Below are 16,385 nucleotides of genomic sequence, written 5' to 3' on the forward strand. Positions count from 1 at the left end.
ATACCGCGCCTGATCCGGCCAATGACGACCTTCCTTACAGGCTGCACCTTTGTAGTGTTGAATCCAATCAAAAAATTCAAATCAACAAAGACCATGAAAACAGCAAAGGAGATCGTCATGAACTACATGCAGGAAGTATGGGTGAATCGCCGTGTCGACGCCATCGACCGGTATATTTCTCCTCAAACCTTCATCCAGCACAATCCCAACCTCGACAACGGGAGGGAAGCTTTGAAACAGTTTCTGCCTTACCTGTTTGGTACCATCATGCCACAGGGCAGTTGGGAGGTGAAACGCGTCATTGCCGAGAACGACCTGGTGGTCGTGCATAGCCTGGCCGTGGCAGCATCGGGCCACCGGGGCACGGCCGTGGTGGACATTTTCCGGGTGGACGACAACCAGATCGTAGAACACTGGGACTTGTCGCACGAGGTCCCCGACACCACCAGAAGTGGTAATCCGATTGTATAAGGGACGCAGGGTACCGGATTTTTTCCGACACAAGATGGATCATTAAAAAAAAATAACAACAAACCAATATGAAATTAACGAACAAAAGAATCGTAGTGGCCGGAGGAAGCTCCGGCATTGGATTGGCCACGGTTTCCATGCTGGCCGAAGCTGGCGCCGAAGTGACCGCGCTGAGCCGCGGCGCGGATAAGCTCCAGGCGGTCACCGCTAAATTCCCACAAGTAAACACCGCTGCGGTAGATGCCGGTGATCGAATACAATTGGACGCTTTCTTTAAACGCTACGGGGCATTCGATCACCTGGTGGTGACGTTGAGTGGTGGCAAAGGCGGTGGCCTGTTCAAGGACCTGAACCTGGATGATATCCGCACAGGGCTGGAAGGCAAATTATTTCCGCAGCTGAACATCATGCAGGCCGCGCTGCCTTACCTGAGCAAGCAGGGAAGCATCACGCTGGTATCCTCGATATCGTCGCGTTCCAGGGCAGTCGGTGTGTCCGGTCTGGCCGCGATCAATGCAAGCATCGAAGCGATGCTGCCATCGCTGGCCCGGGAACTGAAGCCCTTGCGCATCAATGCCGTCGCCCCGGGCGTTGTGGACACGGCCTGGTGGGACTTCCTCGATGAGGATTCAAAACAGAAAACATTCGGAGCGTATGCCGCCCAGATCCCAGCAGGGCGTGTTGCACAGCCTGTGGATATTGCGGAGGCTATACTTTTTGCGGTGACCAATGACTACATGACCGGATCGGTGTTGGAAATCGATGGCGGGTTGCGCCTCACGTGAGCTGTTTGCTCTTGGTCTTTCAACATCGCCTGCTTTGCCTGCCTCGGTCTGGTCGACAAAAGGAGAGAGGAGCCATCCCATCAGCGCTTCAAAAGCCACTGAAAGGTATCGTGCATAAATTCCTGGCATTGATAGTCATCGACGCCTTCCCAACTGGTCATGTATAACGACACCATGCCGTCGCCCATCACGATGATCTTGCCACCGTTCTTTACTTCCTTGTATACGCCAAAGGGAAATTTTTCGGTGCGGATGTTAAAACAGAATGGCGTGCCACCATTCACGATCCTGGCACCGTGATAGGAGATCTTCAAAGGCTTCGGGGTGATGACGCCGGCCTTGGTTGAGCCGCCCGCCAAGCTATCGGGGTTGGGCCCATCGAACGCAATGCCAAACGGGCGGATCAGATCGTTCACGTTGGTTTGTTTCAGGTTGGACCAGTAGTCCGCGTCCATGACGACGAACAACGAGCCGCCGTTGCTGATGAACTTGGTCACGGCACTAACTTCTGCTGGAGTATACTGTCCCGACGGGATATGGATGAACAAGAGACTGCCTTTGGTGAGCTGCTCCGGTTTTATTTCATCTTTGATATACACCAATTCCGCATCCACGGAGTTGGCGGTTTTCGTTATCTCGCCGGTCATATAGTTTATCCGGTTGACCAGGGAAGGATCCTTACCCTCCACACCCGCCGGATCGTTCCAAAAGATTTGCTTATGGGCCAGATCGATAACGATCCGATGCTTGGCTTTTTTCGGAGTTTGGGCTTCGACGTATCCCGTGAAAACAATGGCAAGAAGGAGTGCAAATAATTTAATAGGGCGCATAATAGAATAGGTTGATATATGCGACGACAATGACAATGCGTATGCCAGGTTCTCCAGACCCCCTGGCACCACCTATTCGTAGCGTTGCTTGCAAGGGCGTGCCCGCAACTGGACAAAAGTGATCGATACCGGCTTCATTGCAATTCAGGAATTTATTGTGTTATTTACTTAACAAAATATAAGGATATAACCTCTCGTGCTATGCACCTACGCAACTTGGCCCTCCGTTTGTTAAAAGGATTCTGCCCGCCCGCTCTGCGTGAAGCCATCGAAGGCGACCTCTTGCAACGGTATGAGAAGGACGTGATGGCCTTTGGAGAACGCGAAGCTTCCCGAAGGCTGTTGTGGAATGTGCTCCGTTTTTTCAGACCGGGTATTTTGTTGAGAAACAAGATTCAAACACCAAACCATAATCTCATGCTCCGCACAAACGCCAAGGTGATCGCCCGTCAATGGGGCAGGAGCAAGGCGTTTTCGTTTGTGAACCTGACCGGCCTCACCCTGGGTGTGACGGTGTGTTTGCTGGTGACCCAATTCGTTTTGTTCGAGAATAGCTTTGAAGATTTTAACAGACGCGCCGACAGGACGTATCGTGTAAACCTGTACAACACAGAGAACGGTGTTTTCGACGAGATCACTCCCCACACGGTCGCGGGCCTGGGGTATGCGTTGAAACAAACTGCGCCCGGCGTGGAATCCGTGGCCCGCATCGGTTTCAAAACGCGGGGCGTGGTGACGCACAAGGCGCGCCAGGTCGAGGACCGGGAAGAGATCGTGTTTGCCGACCCCTCGATCGTTGACGTGCTGGACCTCGAGGTGACCACGGGCCGAAAAGCAGATGGGATGCGCGATGCAAGCACCCTCCTGATCTCGGAGTCGGCGGCCATGAAATATTTCGGCCGGCCCGACGTGACGGGCGAGACGTTGGAAGTGGGGTTCAACAACAACAGCCTGCAACCAAAGACCTATGCTATCGGCGGCGTGTTCAAGGACATTCCGGTCAACGCGCACCAGCATTTTCAATTCTTGCTGCCACCCGAGAACGAGCAGGCCTGGAATGGAGATTGGGATTGGAGCGAGGTGAACACGTATGTGGTGTTATCATCCAGCGTGCAACCCAGCGACCTGGACCTCGCATTGTCCCGCATCGTCAAAGAACATCACCACGACAACACCGGCGACCGTTACTTGCTGGAACCCGTACGCGAGATCCGGCTCCATGCGCTGGATGGAAGCGGCCGGGGGGCTGTGGTGAATTTCTTTATCCTGTTGGCGTCGGCGATCCTGTTGCTGGCATGGTTCAATTACATTAATCTCTCTACAGCCCGGTTCTTCGAGCGCATGAAGGCCGTTGGCATTCGCAAGTTGATGGGGGCCACGCGACGCCAGTTGGTCTTCCAGTTTTTGATGGAATCTTTTTTCTTTAATGTGCTTTCGTTTGGGTTTGCCGTGATCTTATTTTTTATGGCATGGCCCCTGGTAACGGACGTTTTGCAAGAGCCGATTCCCGTCACACTGTTCAACGAGCCATGGGCAGTTGGTTTTATCCCCGGTTTTATTTTGATAACGTCGTTGTGTGCGGGCTTCTATCCGGCATTGGCCCTATCTTCTTTCAAGCCTTTGTCTTCGCTTCAGGGGAAGATCAACGGCTACACGGACCGTGCTGTGCTGCGCAAAGTTTTGGTGACGGTTCAATTGGCCGTGTCGATGATTTTGATCACGGCCGTAGTGGCCATCCGGCAGCAAATCGGATTTATGCAAGGCCAACACCTGGGCATCGCCATCGATCAAACGTTGATCGTGGAGGAACCCTTAGTGACCGACGGCACCACCGTGCAAAAGTTTGAGACATTCAAGCATGAAATGCTGATGTTGCCCAGCGTGCTTGGGGTTACCTACGCTTCGACCTTTGCGGGCACAGAGATCGATTGGCATCGGATGGATATTACTTTAGGACAGGAAAACGCTACTCCTAGATTTCACAGCCGCATCGTTGCCGTGGGCACCGAGTTCCTGGACGTGTTCCAGCTGCCACTTTTGGAAGGAAGAAATTTTGATGCTGCAGCGGAGAGCGATCGCAAAGCAATGCTCATCAGCGAAGCGGCATGCAGGATGTTTGGTTTTTCCACGAACGCGGCGGCGCTGGGAAAATTGATCTTTGTGGGCAGCCGCCAGTTCGAAGTGATCGGTGTGTTGAAAGATTATCACTACCGTTCATTACAATCGGGTATTGAGCCGCTGCTCTACATGAAAGGATATCCGCGCAATCCACGCTATGCCATCAAGGTCGCACCGGAAAATATCTCTAAGACCTTGATCACGATAGAATCCAAATGGAAACAAGCTTACGCGGGGAATGTTTTCAAATATTATTTCCTCGATGAATTTTTCAACCGTCAATATAACGCCGATCAAAAACTGGGAACCTTGGTATCTGCACTTTCACTGCTGGCGGCATTCATTTCCTGCACCGGACTATTCGGCCTCACCCTATATTCCGTCAACCGTAAAGAGAAAGAGATCGGCATCCGGAAAGTTTTTGGAGCCTCTGTTTCCGATGTCGTCATCTTCTTAACACGCGACCTTCTCCGGCTCATCGCGGTGGGCGGCGCATTGGGTGTGCCATTGATTTATTATGGTGTGAACGCATGGCTTGAAGGATACGCCTATAAAATGCCATTGGGCATCCTGATGTTTGCTGGACCAGTAATGATTATTGCCGCGCTCGCGCTTATCACCACCGGCGCGCTTACGGTGGCTGCCGCCAGGCGAAGCCCAGTGGACGCGATGAAATGTGAATAACCTGCAGCATCAACTGCATTAACCATCCTGATCTATCCTGTATCGCGACGCACGATTTATCGCTGATGAATTTTGCATGATTTAATTTTAAGAAGGACATTGGACAAAATTCCATACACTTCTGGCATCATGAAAAAATTACAGTCCACCATCTGCGTCCTCATCGCTTTTCTTTCAGCATGCAGCATTGTACAAGCGCAAGACATCCGGCTTTACGACTTGCGTTGCAACAGCGCCACAAATCCTGTCGGCGTCGAGGATGCGCATCCGGCACTTTCGTGGAAGATCGCCTCGACCGCTCGTGGCGAAAAGCAAACCGCGTATCAGATCGTGGTGGGCCTCACCGAGAGCGACATAGAACGGGCACCCGTATGGAATTCGGGGAAAGTGATGTCGGAACAATCGGTACTCGTTCCCTATGATGGCCGGGCTTTGGAAAATGGCAAGCGCTATTTCTGGAAAGTGAAAATCTGGGATCGCAATGGGAAAGAATCGCCTTACAGCACCGCACAGTTTTGGGAGATGACCGTAAGCCTGGAACATTTCACCGCAGCGTGGATCAGCGCTCCTGCCGTGTTTGATTTTCAGAAACTGAACCGCCACCGCTATGCCATGATCAAAGGCGAGACGCACGACTTCCTGGAACCCATGCCCCTGCTGCGCAAGAAGTTCGACCTCAGGCAAAATATCGCGAAAGCCACCGTCTATGTGGCTGCGCCCGGTTTTTTTGAACTGTTTATCAATGGAAAGAAAGTTTCCGACGACATTCTTAACCCTGCCTTTACAAACTACGACAAGACCGTTCTCTTTTCAACCTACGATGTGACCTCCTTCCTGAAAGGTGGTGCCAATGCCCTGGGCGTGATGCTGGGAAACGGCTGGTATAACTCCACATCAAAAGAAGTATGGGGTTTCGACAAAGCGCCCTGGCGAAATTTGCCTGCCCTGAAATTGCAATTGGAGATCACCTACGACAACGGCGAAAAGCAAATGATATCCACCGACACTCAATGGCTGGCCATCGCAGGGCCGACCTTGTTTACGGCGCTGCGCCAGGGAGAGTATTACGATGCCCGCCTGGAAGTGCCACGCTGGAGTGAAGCAGAAGCCGATGAAAAGAACTGGCAGCCTGTACGCCGGGTAGCTGGTCCGATCGGAACGTTGCGGTCTCAAAAGCAGCCTCCGGTGCAGGTAACGCAGGTGCTTGATGCGGTGAAATCCCAACGCCTGGCCAATGGCCACATCGTCTATGACTTTGGGCAGAACATGGCAGGCTTTGTGAGTCTGAACGTTTCCGGGAAAGCCGGCAGCCGACTCCAATTCAAGTATGCCGAAAGGGTAGACGCCAATGGGGCCGCCGACCAGTCGAACATCAATAACTTGTTAGCGGACTCGCTGTTCCAGATCGATCGCTATACGCTGAAGGGCGGGGGAGACGAACGGTGGTCGCCGCGGTTTGTCTATCACGGATTTCGCTACGTGGAAGTGTGGGCCGATGGCGAACTGCCGCAATTGAAAAGCATTCAGGCGAAAGCCATCTCCACCGCGTTTGAGAGCGTGGGCGATTTCACGTGCTCCAGCGAAACCGTTAGCAAAATACAACAGGCCACCCGTTGGTCGTATCGCAATAATTTTGTCGGCTTCCCCACCGACTGTCCTCAGCGCGAGAAGAATGGCTGGACCGGCGACGCGCAGTTGGCTTGCGAAGGCGGCTTGTCGAACTTTGATGCAGCCACGGCCTATCAAAAATGGTTGGGCGACATTCGCGACGAGCAACAATCCGATGGTAGCTTGCCCGGCATCATCCCCACACCGGGATGGGGCTACTACTGGGGCAACGGACCCGCGTGGGACATCGCCTGCATCGTCATTCCCTGGGCAACCTACCGGTACACCGGCGACCGCCGCATCCTTCAGGACAATTTCGCCACCATGAAAAAGTATGTCGACTACATGCACATGCGTTCCCCCGATCTCATCGCCGACTTTGGTCTTGGCGATTGGATCCCGGTGGAAACGGAAACGCCCGTCGGAGTTACCTCCACCGGATATTTTTACTATGGTGCGTCCACCATCGCCAAGGCCGCTGGTCTGCTGGGCAACACAGCCGATCAGCAAGCCTACCAGGCCTTGGCCGCCAAAATAAAAGAGGCTTTCCATAAAAAATATTATAATCCCAAAACACAGACCTATGCCAATGGCTCACAAACGGCATTGAGCACGGCACTCTTCCACGGACTGGTGCCCGACAACCTCGTGAACGCGGTTCGCAAAAAACTGGTGCAGGCCGTGCACGCCAGAAACGATCACATCGACACCGGCATTCTCGGCGCCCGCTATATGCCCCATGCGTTGACCGACGCAGGAGAAGCCAACCTGGCCCTGAACGTGATCACACAAACCACCTATCCCAGTTGGGGCTACTGGCTGGCAAAGGGCGCAACCACGCAGTGGGAAGATTGGAAAGGCGAGTGGTCCCTCGATCACATTATGTTCGGCGACATGAGCTCTTGGTTCTATAAAGCGCTGACGGGAATCCGCCTCGACAGCAACGTACCCGGATTCAAGCACTTTATCATCAAACCCGAGCATACGGAAATCCTGCAATGGGCAAAAGGAAAATATGAGTCGGCTTATGGATCCATCTCAAGCGAATGGAAAAATGAGAACGGCAGATTTGTCCACGACATCGAAGTGCCCGTGAACACCACGGCTACCTACTATGCGCCCACCGGTAAGGCGACGAATATCAAAGAAAGCGGTAACACGTTAGCGAGCCAGGGAATTCGAATCACTGGAACCGGGCAGGGGAGGGTGGTGCTTGAACTGGAAGCTGGGAAATACCATTTTGAAATGGCCGGGAATTAGATCCGCACATCCCAATCCGTCATCACTTTGATCTCCGGCGAGGAAGGATTGGCCCATGTGGACAGCTCTATCAAAATGTCGCCACACGATGCATGCCGCGTAATGTAGGCCTCTGTATTGAATTTCTTTTGACGAAGCACGTTCATCACAAAATCAAAATCCTGGCGTGTGGCATTACGGCTACACATCAGTGTGGTTTCCTTGGCATGCAGGGCAGGGTGCTGAAAGGCCAGCTCGCCTTTGAATAGACCAACCAACACCAGCGTGCCGCCGTGCCGCATATAGTCGGTAGCGTTTTCAATGGCCCGCTTGCTGCCCGTGGCATCAATAACGACATGGGCGAGGTCGCCACCCGTAAATCTTTTCAGGTTTTCGATGGCCTCTGTGTTGGCCAGTAGGATCGCGTCTGCTCCGAAGTGTCGTTGCGCCAGCTCCAGGCGGCCTTCGTTGATATCGACGGCCACCACCGTCGCGCCGAGAGATTTTGCCAATTGGATGATCCCCATACCGATCGGACCGCATCCCAACACCACCACCAGGTCGTCCTTTTTCACACTGGCCCTCCGCAGCGAATGTGCGCCAATGGAGAGCGGTTCCACAATGGCGATCTCGTCGAACGACAGGTCGTTGGCGGGGATCAGCAAGTGGGGTGGCAGCGAGATGATGTCTTGCATGCCGCCGTCGGTGTGCACGCCGAAGACCTTCAGGTTCTGGCAGCAATTGGTTTTTCCGGCCTGGCAGGCCACGCACTGGCCGCAGTGAATATAAGGGATGACCACGGCCTTGTCGCCAACCTTTAGTCCATGATCCGGGCCGTCGATCGCCGTCACCTCCGTGGCCAGCTCATGGCCCAGAATGCGCGGATAGGAAAAGAACGGCTGGTTTCCTTTGAAAGCATGAAGATCGGTGCCACAAATGCCCACGCGCTTAACCTGCAGCAAAGTCATCCCGCTTTCCAGCGAAGGCTCGGGTTTGCTTTGAAACGAAAGCAACTCAGGACGCTCACAAATGATAGATCGCATAAATTTTACCGGTAAAGATAGCCTCCAAATAAACAGGATAAGAAAAGGTGAAATATAAGAAAGATGTGACATTATTTTGGGAAGGTGCCCCGTCGCCCTAAAAAAATAGGCGCTGAAAAAAAGAAACTGTCATCCCACGGGCAAGTGTGTTATATTGATCGCTCTTTTCACTATGGTATCCATCTATCTTATTTATTTTTTATGCTCCGTCCCTCTGCACGCCTGATCTGTCTTGCATCGTTTATGTTCTGCGTAATTTCCCAAAACGTTCTTGCGCAGGACGATCTGAAACTCTGGTACCGGCAACCCGCGCGAAACTGGAATGAAGCCTTGCCGCTGGGCAACGGCCACTTGGGCGCCATGGTGTTTGGTGGCGTCGCCGAAGAACGCTACCAGCTCAACGAAGCCACGCTTTGGTCAGGCGGGCCCGTCAACACCAATCCCAATCCGGCTGCACCACAATACCTGTCGGCGATCCGGAAAGCCTTGTTCGAAGAAGATTACCAGAAGGCCGAAGCGCTGACAAAAAAAATGCAAGGCCTGTTCACGGAATCATACGAACCGCTGGGAGACCTCCAGCTCAAACAAGTCTTGAACGGGACACCAACCGCTTACTATCGTGACCTGGACATTTCGCGTGCCATCGCCACTACGCGGTTCACGGTGGACGGCGTCGAGTACACCCGCGAGCAATTTATTTCCGCGCCCCAACGGGTGATGGTCATCCGCATCACGGCAAGCAAAAAAGGAGCCTTGAATTTCACGGCACAGACGTCCAGTCCATTGTCGGCCAAAGCGCAAGCCAGCGGCAACCAAATCGTACTGAAGGGAAATGCTCCCGTCCACACCGATCCCAGCTACCTGGAAACTATGGAATTGCCCGTCATCTACAACGACCCGCAACAATGCAAAGGCATGCGCTTTGAACTTCAAGTGAATGTGAAGACCAGCGACGGCCAGGTGACGACAACCGAAACCGGCGTGCAAGTGAGCAACGCAACGGAGGCCCTGCTGTTCGTTTCGGCTGCCACCAGTTTCAACGGATTTGACAAATGCCCTTTGAAGGATGGCAAAGACGAACACGCCATCGCCACCCAACATATGAGTGCTGCGAGTGGACTTTCGTTTGATCAATTGAAACAAGCGCACGCCGGCGACTACCAGAAATATTTCCAACGCGTTCGCCTGGAACTGAACGGCAATCCCCCAAGCGCACTTCCCACGGATGAGCGCCTGAAGCGGTATACGAAAGGCGAAGCAGACCCTGCCTTGGAAGCCTTGTATTTTCAATTCGGCCGCTACCTGCTCATTTCTGCATCGCGGCCTGGAGGCACAGCCGCCAATTTGCAGGGCTTGTGGAACCAGGAAGTGCGGCCGCCGTGGAGTGCAAACTACACCACCAACATCAACACGGAAATGAACTACTGGATGGTGGAGTCGTGCAATCTTTCAGAATTGCATCTCCCGCTGATCGATCTCATTCAGAATGTGTCGGTCACCGGGAAAGAGACGGCAAAGAATTTCTATGAAGCTCCGGGCTGGGTGCTGCACCACAACACCGACATCTGGGCCACCACCAACCCCGTGAGCGGCAGTCCTTCGTGGGCAAACTGGCCCGTGGGTGGTGCATGGTTGTGTCAGCATCTGTGGGAGCACTACCAATTTACCGGTGATAAAACGTATCTGCACGACACCGCCTATCCCGTGATGAAAGATGCTGCCTTGTTTTGCATGGCCTGGTTGATCGAAGACAAGAACGGCAACCTTGTGACCGCCCCCTCCACATCACCGGAAAATGTTTTTGTCGCCGACAAGGGCGTGAAGGGCACCGTCTCCGTTGCCACCACGATGGATATGTCTATTATCCGCGACTTGTTCGACAACGTGATGGAAGCGTCGGCCGTGTTGGAGACCGATGAAGCGTTTCGAAAAACAGTGGCCGCTCAGCGCGGCAGACTTTTTCCTTTGCAGGTAGGCAAGAAAGGCGACTTGCAGGAATGGTATAAGGATTGGGATGGAGAAGATCCACAGCATCGCCACATTTCGCACCTGTTCGGGCTTTTCCCCGGCCGCGAGATCTCACCCCTGACCTCACCGAAGTTTGCCAACGCCGCCCGCAAATCGTTGGAACTGCGCGGCGACGGTGGCACAGGATGGTCGAAAGGGTGGAAGATCAACGTGTGGGCACGCCTGCTGGATGGCGACCACGCGCACAAACTCATCCGTGAACAACTCACCCTCACCGGCATGGAAGGAACAGACTATTCGAACGGTGGCGGAACCTATCCCAACCTGTTCGATGCCCACCCACCGTTCCAGATCGATGGAAATTTTGGTGGCACGTCCGGCATCACGGAGATGTTATTGCAAAGTCATCTCAAGGAACTGCATCTTTTGCCGGCCATTCCTCACGAATGGTCTAGCGGTACCGTTAGCGGCTTGAAAGCAAGAGGTGGATTTGTGGTGGACATGACGTGGAAGAACAATACACTACAACAGGCCAGCATCCTGTCGTTGAATGGGGTGATGTGTACGATACGCTCGGCGGTTCCCATACGGGTGAAAGGAGCGAAAGCGACATCAGCGAAAAGCGACCAAGGTTACGTGACGACGTTTCCCACAAAAAAGGGTGCCACCTATACCGTCAAAGCCCGGAAATGAGCGGTAAAAAATCCGTTTGAGCACTGGAAATGCGATGTATTTCCGGGTGTAGTAAAAAAGAACAAGACGAATGCCGCAAGACGGTGCAGAACTGCGGATTTATCGCCGGTAATGACCGTTCATCCATGCGTTACGCGTTCGGATGGACGACGACTCCTCTTTTTACAAAGAAATGGCGATGAAAAAACTTTTTTAGCGGGTGAGTGAATCGATGACGAAGAACACCAGGAGGACAATGGCGATTCCGATGAGCAAACTGATGGTGAGAGCGATGATCAACCCCCTTTTTATGGGGTTTATTTCATATTTTCCGTGTACACGTTCAGGCATATACCAAGGTAGAGCATCGCGTGCACTGAAATCATTTCAATTTTTGTGTTTAATCAAGGGTGTATTGTTTTCAATTTTATTAGGGGCCTTTTATTTACTTAAGGAAACTTTCTTTCACACATGTGATCGGCAGAAAACGGCCACACATCGCGTCGCCAGACGGGTTTAAAACGGAGCCGAATGTTACGGATGGCCTATCGGTAATGAAATAATTTGACAAAAAATTCGTTTCGGGGGTTTGGGGTGAATCGGGCTAAATGCAACACTGTTTTGGAAAAGGGATGCATGTTTTCGGGGACTTTTTAAATTTTTGGTGGGTGCGTCTCGCGAATGTGAAGATTTTTGTGGAAGGAAGTAAACTCAGTTTGAACCGCCTCGCCTTCGCTGAAGCTTCGGCGAGCAAAGAAAGTCGCCCTCCTTCGCTAAAGCTGCGGCGGACAGGCAAAGTTGGCGCAAAGCGTTTTTCACTTTTTTTCTTTTTCGTATGCAAATGTTTAAGGCTCGTTTACCACCGACCGTTTTGCTTTTTCCCACAACACGGTTTGACTTCCTCTCATAAATCTTCCTAATCCTGCGAACACGGCAAGGTTCATGACGGAAAAATAGTAGGGGACAAAAAAGCCTTTGATGGAAATTTCCTTGTCGCGATTGAGATACCCTAAAAAGGCGATGGCATAGAAGAAGACTTGTGCAGCAAGGGCCAGTTGATAAACCAATAAACCTTGCCCGGCCAGGTACAGGCTGCTTGCGAAAACCAGTACCAGCGAAAGCGGCGCCAGCGTCCAGCGCAGCACGCGGTGCGAGAAGTATTGAAAGCTCACGATGCCATAGCGGAACGGGTTGAGGAGGTACATCAACATGCCCATAGCCTGGAATGCACCTGACGAGATGCGCACTTTGCGTTTCCATTCTTCTTCTACGGAGGCCGACGCCATTTCGGTGGCATAGGCTTCGGGCTCGTAGATGAAGCGGTGGCCCTGGCCCACGATGCGCATGGACAAGTAGAAGTCTTCGATGATCATGTTTTCGGGCGGCGTCTCATAGAGGGCCGTGCGCACGGAGAACAGCTCACCCGCGGCTCCGACTACGGAGTGCAGCTCGGAATCTTTTTTCTTGAGAAAGGATTCATATTTCCAATACAAGCCTTCGCCGCCACCCGAAGCATTGTCCTTGGCCTTTTTGAAGATGCGTTTCTCACCGGCCACACCGCCCACGTCGGGGGATTGGTAGTGGCGCACGATGTTGCGGACCGCCTGGGCATTGAGGTCGGTGTTGGCATCACAAAAGATCACCAGGGGGGTGGTCACGTATTTCATCACCCGGTTCACGGCGTGGATCTTGCCGCGGCGTTCGGGTTGGTGATACACGGCGATGTTGTGGAATTTGCCCAACACCTCGCGGCTGTTGTCGGAGGAACCGTCTGTCACAAATTTGACGATGAGTTTGTCTGTGGGATAGTCCAGGCTTAGGGTGTTGTGTACCTTTGTTTCCAGGTAGGGGGCCTCATTATAGGCGGCGATGAGCAGGGTCACTTCCGGCAGGTCGGCGTCGGGCAAGGGTTGGATTGGGGTGGGCTTGCCCTTGAGTTTGGCCAGCCCATAGACCACGATGCCGTAGCCGATGTACGTGTAGAGGACCACGGCGCTGCCGAGCCAGAAAAGGTAGAACGCGAGCGTATCCATCATCGAGGGTTTTGGGGAGTTTAAGCTACAAAGGGCAATTTAAATAGGAACACGGAGAAGTTAAGATATTTATTATTTTTGTCAGTTGCCAACGTGTGTAATCCCCGCCTTCACGTCTCCCTGGCATTTTATTTGGAGTGGGTTGCTGCCGTGAGGAATGCACCCGATTTTACCACGTGACAACGAAGGCATACTAAAAAAAAATGGGCGGATGCGCTTAGCTAGTTTTATTATCATTTTACTTTCTTTTCCGGCCTGCCTAGCAGTAGGGCAGGAGTTGGATTTTAGTCTACCGGTGAAGTTGCCGCCGGGTGTCAACAGCGATCAGAATGAGTCCGCGCCGTTGTTATCGGAAGATGGAAGCACGCTATATTTTATCCGGTCGGGCTCCGTCGAGAATGAAGGCGGTAAGTACGCCGGCACCGACGCCTGGGTGAGCCATTTCAATACGACCACCAAAGATTGGGGCCGGGCCGTCAACAACGAACTGCCAAACGACAAAGGGAACAACTCCGTAGTGGGCGTGAACTCCCGGCGGAGAGTGGTGTACATGCTCAACACCACGTCGTCGAAAATACCAAAGGGAATTTATTTTCTACAGCGCACCGAAACCGGATGGACGCGCCCGGAACTGGTCCCGATCAAGGGCCTTAGTTCCGAAGGATTTTTAGGCATTTATGTGTCGCCGGATTTTGACGTGATGTTCGTCTCCATGAAGGGCCCCGACTCCCGGGGCGAGGAAGACCTCTACATCAGTCTGAAGGCTGCCGATGGCCAATGGTCGACCCTGCAGAACCTGGGGGCCACCATCAACACGACAGGCTTCGAGATCTCGCCCTTCCTCTCGGCCGACAAAACCCGGCTTTTCTTTTCCAGCAATGGCCACCCCGGATCGGGCGACGCCGATATTTTTTACAGCGACCGTCTCTACAACTCCTGGGAAACGTGGACGGTGCCCAAGAACCTGGGGACGCAAGTGAACTCCCCCAAATTCGATGCATATTTTTCGATGCAAAAAGATTCCTCGGCCTACTTCGTGAGCAACCGCGGAGGAAAGTCGGACGATATCTACCGGACGAAGGCCAAGCTTCGCCCCTCGGCGGCCACCGCCACTTACCTCACCGAAAAAGAAACCGAAGAACTGCTGGGAATCAGGGTGATCCGCAAAATTGAATTTGCCCCCAGCATCACCACGCTGACCTCGCCACAACGCGAACTGATCTGGTTTCTCACCAACAAACTGGTGAGCAAGCACGAGATTCGCGTGCAACTGCAATATTTTGACAAAGAGGACGAGGAGACCTCGAAGCGCCTTTTGGAAGTGATCAACCAGTTGGTTTTGGCTGGAATAGACGGGTCGCGCATCGACAAGCTGAGCAAGGCTGGAAAAGGAGGGGGCAAGGACCAGATCGAGTTGGTCCTGATGCGTCAGACGATGGAGCGATAGTGGGGGTCTGTAGCCAGGGCCAGCATTTCGCGGTCGCCGCGTGAGTCGCCATAGGCAATGATGCGGTCGTAGCCGGCCAGGTCATATGCTTCGCGTATGCGACGGGCTTTTTCTTCGCCAAAACAATTCTGTCCTTTGATCTTGCCGGTGAGGAGATTATCACGGGTTTCCAGTTGGGTGGCCAGGCAACGGATCTGCCATTGAGCACACCAGGGGCCAACCCAATCCTCCGGCGAGGCCGACACCACGGCGATGTCGTATTGTTTTTGTTTATAGTCCTTGAGCAGGGCCAATCCCTGGTCGCGGAGGAGGGAGGGGACGACGGTGGTGGCAAATTCGATCCCTTTTGTCCGGAGCTTCGTCACGGGAACGTTGCCAAAAAAATGTTTTAAAACAATTTCCTTGGCCCGGTCGTTTCGGATAAGCTTGGTCATGTAGAGTGCCATCACGGGGCTGAGCCAGGCGAAGCCCAACAGGAACCGCAAGGTGCCATGATAGAAGCGGATAAAGGCGAAGAGGGTATCCTTCCGCGTGAGGGTACCGTCGAAATCGAAAAGGACCAGGTGCTTTTGCGCCATGCCTCAGTGGATGTAGATGATGAGGTAGAAACTCACGATCCATCCCAGCAAGGTGAGGATGATGAACTTGTCTTTGAGCAGGATGGCCGTGGGCGATCCGCTGTTTTCCGAGACAAAGGTGATCTGCAAATAGCGCATCACCCCGGCGATCACAAAAATGGTGGTGCCGAAAAGCCATTGCGTGTTGAGACGTTGCGTCACCTCGGGCGACACGGTGTACATGATATACGCAACGATGATGATACCGGCAAAGATGGCCAGGCAGGCGTTGATGAACTCAACATTATAGTTTCGTGACGATTTGCGCACGACGTTGCCGTCTTTGCCCAGCACCAGATCATCCCGGCGTTTGGCGAGGGCCAGCAGCAACGACAGCAGCATCACCATGATGGCGAGCCAATGCGAGATCTGAACACCCGACAGCACGCTGCCCGAGTAGATGCGGAAAAGGAATCCGGAGGCGACAATAAAGATATCGACGATGGATAAATTCTTCAACCCAAAAGTGTACGCTACGTTCATAAGGCCGTAGATGCTCAGTAGGATGAGGAAATTGCGATCGAGTGAAAAGGCAATAAACAGGGAGGACGCCAGCAGGGCGCCCAGAAGTGCAAAACTGACGTAAACATTCGCTGCCCCCGAAGCCAGCGGTCGGAACCGTTTTTTGGGATGGAGACGGTCCACTTCGCGGTCACGATAGTCGTTGAGAATGTATATAGCGCTGGCCATGAAGCTGAAGGCAAAAAATCCCTGGATTAGGTTGGGGTAGTGGTCCCATTCGAACGCTTGCCCCGCAAAGAAGATGGGAACGAAAATGAAAGTATTTTTAGCCCATTGGTGAACCCGAATGAGTTTGATATACGCCAGCATAGACTGTTTTTCGTAAATATAAAGGGTTGAAACAATCCT

At 53.0% G+C, this 16,385-nt stretch carries 12 protein-coding genes; 6 read left to right on the top strand and 6 right to left on the bottom strand.

Going from position 1 to position 16,385, the window contains the following annotated elements:
* Positions 1-93: 93 nt before the first annotated feature.
* Together D4L85_RS22345 and D4L85_RS22350 are read left to right on the top strand one after the other, a co-directional pair.
* On the top strand, positions 94-471 hold the full coding sequence (locus tag D4L85_RS22345; RefSeq protein WP_160143917.1) for a nuclear transport factor 2 family protein: 378 nt from the start codon (positions 94-96) through the stop codon (positions 469-471).
* A 68-nt stretch (positions 472-539) separates the two neighbouring features.
* Positions 540-1,256 carry an SDR family oxidoreductase gene (locus D4L85_RS22350; RefSeq protein WP_119756391.1) on the top strand — a complete coding sequence of 239 codons (717 nt, stop codon included), beginning with the start codon at positions 540-542 and terminating at the stop codon, positions 1,254-1,256.
* Between the two features lie 80 nt (positions 1,257-1,336).
* On the opposite strand, the gene D4L85_RS22355 is transcribed toward D4L85_RS22350, so the two are convergent.
* Positions 1,337-2,086 carry a motility-associated ABC transporter substrate-binding family protein gene (locus D4L85_RS22355; RefSeq protein WP_119756392.1) on the bottom strand — a complete coding sequence of 250 codons (750 nt, stop codon included), beginning with the start codon at positions 2,084-2,086 and terminating at the stop codon, positions 1,337-1,339.
* 201 nt (positions 2,087-2,287) lie between these two features.
* On the opposite strand from D4L85_RS22355, the gene D4L85_RS22360 reads away from it, so the two are divergent.
* Both D4L85_RS22360 and D4L85_RS22365 read left to right on the top strand, forming a co-directional pair.
* Positions 2,288-4,888 (top strand): ABC transporter permease, encoded by a 2,601-nt coding sequence (locus D4L85_RS22360; RefSeq protein WP_119756393.1) that lies wholly within the window; start codon positions 2,288-2,290, stop codon positions 4,886-4,888.
* 129 nt (positions 4,889-5,017) lie between these two features.
* Positions 5,018-7,756 carry an alpha-L-rhamnosidase gene (locus D4L85_RS22365; protein WP_160143918.1) on the top strand — a complete coding sequence of 913 codons (2,739 nt, stop codon included), beginning with the start codon at positions 5,018-5,020 and terminating at the stop codon, positions 7,754-7,756.
* Here D4L85_RS22365 and D4L85_RS22370 read toward each other — a convergent pair.
* Complete coding sequence (locus D4L85_RS22370) at positions 7,753-8,778, bottom strand: zinc-binding alcohol dehydrogenase family protein (RefSeq protein WP_119756395.1); 1,026 nt, start codon at positions 8,776-8,778, stop codon at positions 7,753-7,755. The two genes, D4L85_RS22365 and D4L85_RS22370, sit on opposite strands and share 4 nt — an antisense overlap.
* Positions 8,779-8,979: 201 nt before the next feature.
* Between D4L85_RS22370 and D4L85_RS22375 the strand changes: the two genes are divergently transcribed.
* Positions 8,980-11,439: a glycoside hydrolase family 95 protein gene (locus D4L85_RS22375; RefSeq protein ID WP_228450582.1), complete on the top strand. Its 2,460-nt coding sequence runs from the start codon at positions 8,980-8,982 to the stop codon at positions 11,437-11,439.
* 192 nt (positions 11,440-11,631) lie between these two features.
* Here D4L85_RS22375 and D4L85_RS34500 read toward each other — a convergent pair whose 3' ends face one another.
* Both D4L85_RS34500 and D4L85_RS22380 read right to left on the bottom strand, forming a co-directional pair.
* On the bottom strand, positions 11,632-11,769 hold the full coding sequence (locus D4L85_RS34500) for a hypothetical protein (RefSeq protein ID WP_160143919.1): 138 nt from the start codon (positions 11,767-11,769) through the stop codon (positions 11,632-11,634).
* Positions 11,770-12,263: 494 nt separating this feature from the next.
* On the bottom strand, positions 12,264-13,454 hold the full coding sequence (locus D4L85_RS22380) for a glycosyltransferase family 2 protein (RefSeq protein ID WP_335621947.1): 1,191 nt from the start codon (positions 13,452-13,454) through the stop codon (positions 12,264-12,266).
* 208 nt (positions 13,455-13,662) lie between these two features.
* Between D4L85_RS22380 and D4L85_RS22385 the strand changes: the two genes are divergently transcribed.
* On the top strand, positions 13,663-14,898 hold the full coding sequence (locus D4L85_RS22385) for a PD40 domain-containing protein (RefSeq protein ID WP_160143920.1): 1,236 nt from the start codon (positions 13,663-13,665) through the stop codon (positions 14,896-14,898).
* On the opposite strand, the gene D4L85_RS22390 is transcribed toward D4L85_RS22385, so the two are convergent.
* Both D4L85_RS22390 and D4L85_RS22395 read right to left on the bottom strand, forming a co-directional pair.
* Positions 14,880-15,476 (bottom strand): HAD-IB family hydrolase, encoded by a 597-nt coding sequence (locus D4L85_RS22390; protein ID WP_119756397.1) that lies wholly within the window; start codon positions 15,474-15,476, stop codon positions 14,880-14,882. The genes D4L85_RS22385 and D4L85_RS22390 overlap by 19 nt on opposite strands.
* Positions 15,477-15,479: 3 nt before the next feature.
* On the bottom strand, positions 15,480-16,346 hold the full coding sequence (locus D4L85_RS22395) for a UbiA prenyltransferase family protein (RefSeq protein WP_228450584.1): 867 nt from the start codon (positions 16,344-16,346) through the stop codon (positions 15,480-15,482).
* Positions 16,347-16,385 lie beyond the last annotated feature (39 nt).

Origin of the sequence: Chryseolinea soli, assembly GCF_003589925.1 — a bacterium.
GTDB lineage: Bacteria > Bacteroidota > Bacteroidia > Cytophagales > Cyclobacteriaceae > Chryseolinea > Chryseolinea soli.

What these genes read in the sequence shown, in the direction of transcription:
- D4L85_RS22345 (WP_160143917.1), top strand. Translation starts at nt 94, where the DNA reads ATGAAAACAGCAAAGGAGATCGTCATGAACTACATGCAGGAAGTATGG.
- D4L85_RS22350 (WP_119756391.1), top strand. Translation starts at nt 540, where the DNA reads ATGAAATTAACGAACAAAAGAATCGTAGTGGCCGGAGGAAGCTCCGGC.
- D4L85_RS22355 (WP_119756392.1), bottom strand. Translation starts at nt 2,086, where the DNA reads ATGCGCCCTATTAAATTATTTGCACTCCTTCTTGCCATTGTTTTCACG.
- D4L85_RS22360 (WP_119756393.1), top strand. Translation starts at nt 2,288, where the DNA reads ATGCACCTACGCAACTTGGCCCTCCGTTTGTTAAAAGGATTCTGCCCG.
- D4L85_RS22365 (WP_160143918.1), top strand. Translation starts at nt 5,018, where the DNA reads ATGAAAAAATTACAGTCCACCATCTGCGTCCTCATCGCTTTTCTTTCA.
- D4L85_RS22370 (WP_119756395.1), bottom strand. Translation starts at nt 8,778, where the DNA reads ATGCGATCTATCATTTGTGAGCGTCCTGAGTTGCTTTCGTTTCAAAGC.
- D4L85_RS22375 (WP_228450582.1), top strand. Translation starts at nt 8,980, where the DNA reads ATGCTCCGTCCCTCTGCACGCCTGATCTGTCTTGCATCGTTTATGTTC.
- D4L85_RS34500 (WP_160143919.1), bottom strand. Translation starts at nt 11,769, where the DNA reads ATGCCTGAACGTGTACACGGAAAATATGAAATAAACCCCATAAAAAGG.
- D4L85_RS22380 (WP_335621947.1), bottom strand. Translation starts at nt 13,454, where the DNA reads ATGATGGATACGCTCGCGTTCTACCTTTTCTGGCTCGGCAGCGCCGTG.
- D4L85_RS22385 (WP_160143920.1), top strand. Translation starts at nt 13,663, where the DNA reads ATGCGCTTAGCTAGTTTTATTATCATTTTACTTTCTTTTCCGGCCTGC.
- D4L85_RS22390 (WP_119756397.1), bottom strand. Translation starts at nt 15,476, where the DNA reads ATGGCGCAAAAGCACCTGGTCCTTTTCGATTTCGACGGTACCCTCACG.
- D4L85_RS22395 (WP_228450584.1), bottom strand. Translation starts at nt 16,346, where the DNA reads ATGCTGGCGTATATCAAACTCATTCGGGTTCACCAATGGGCTAAAAAT.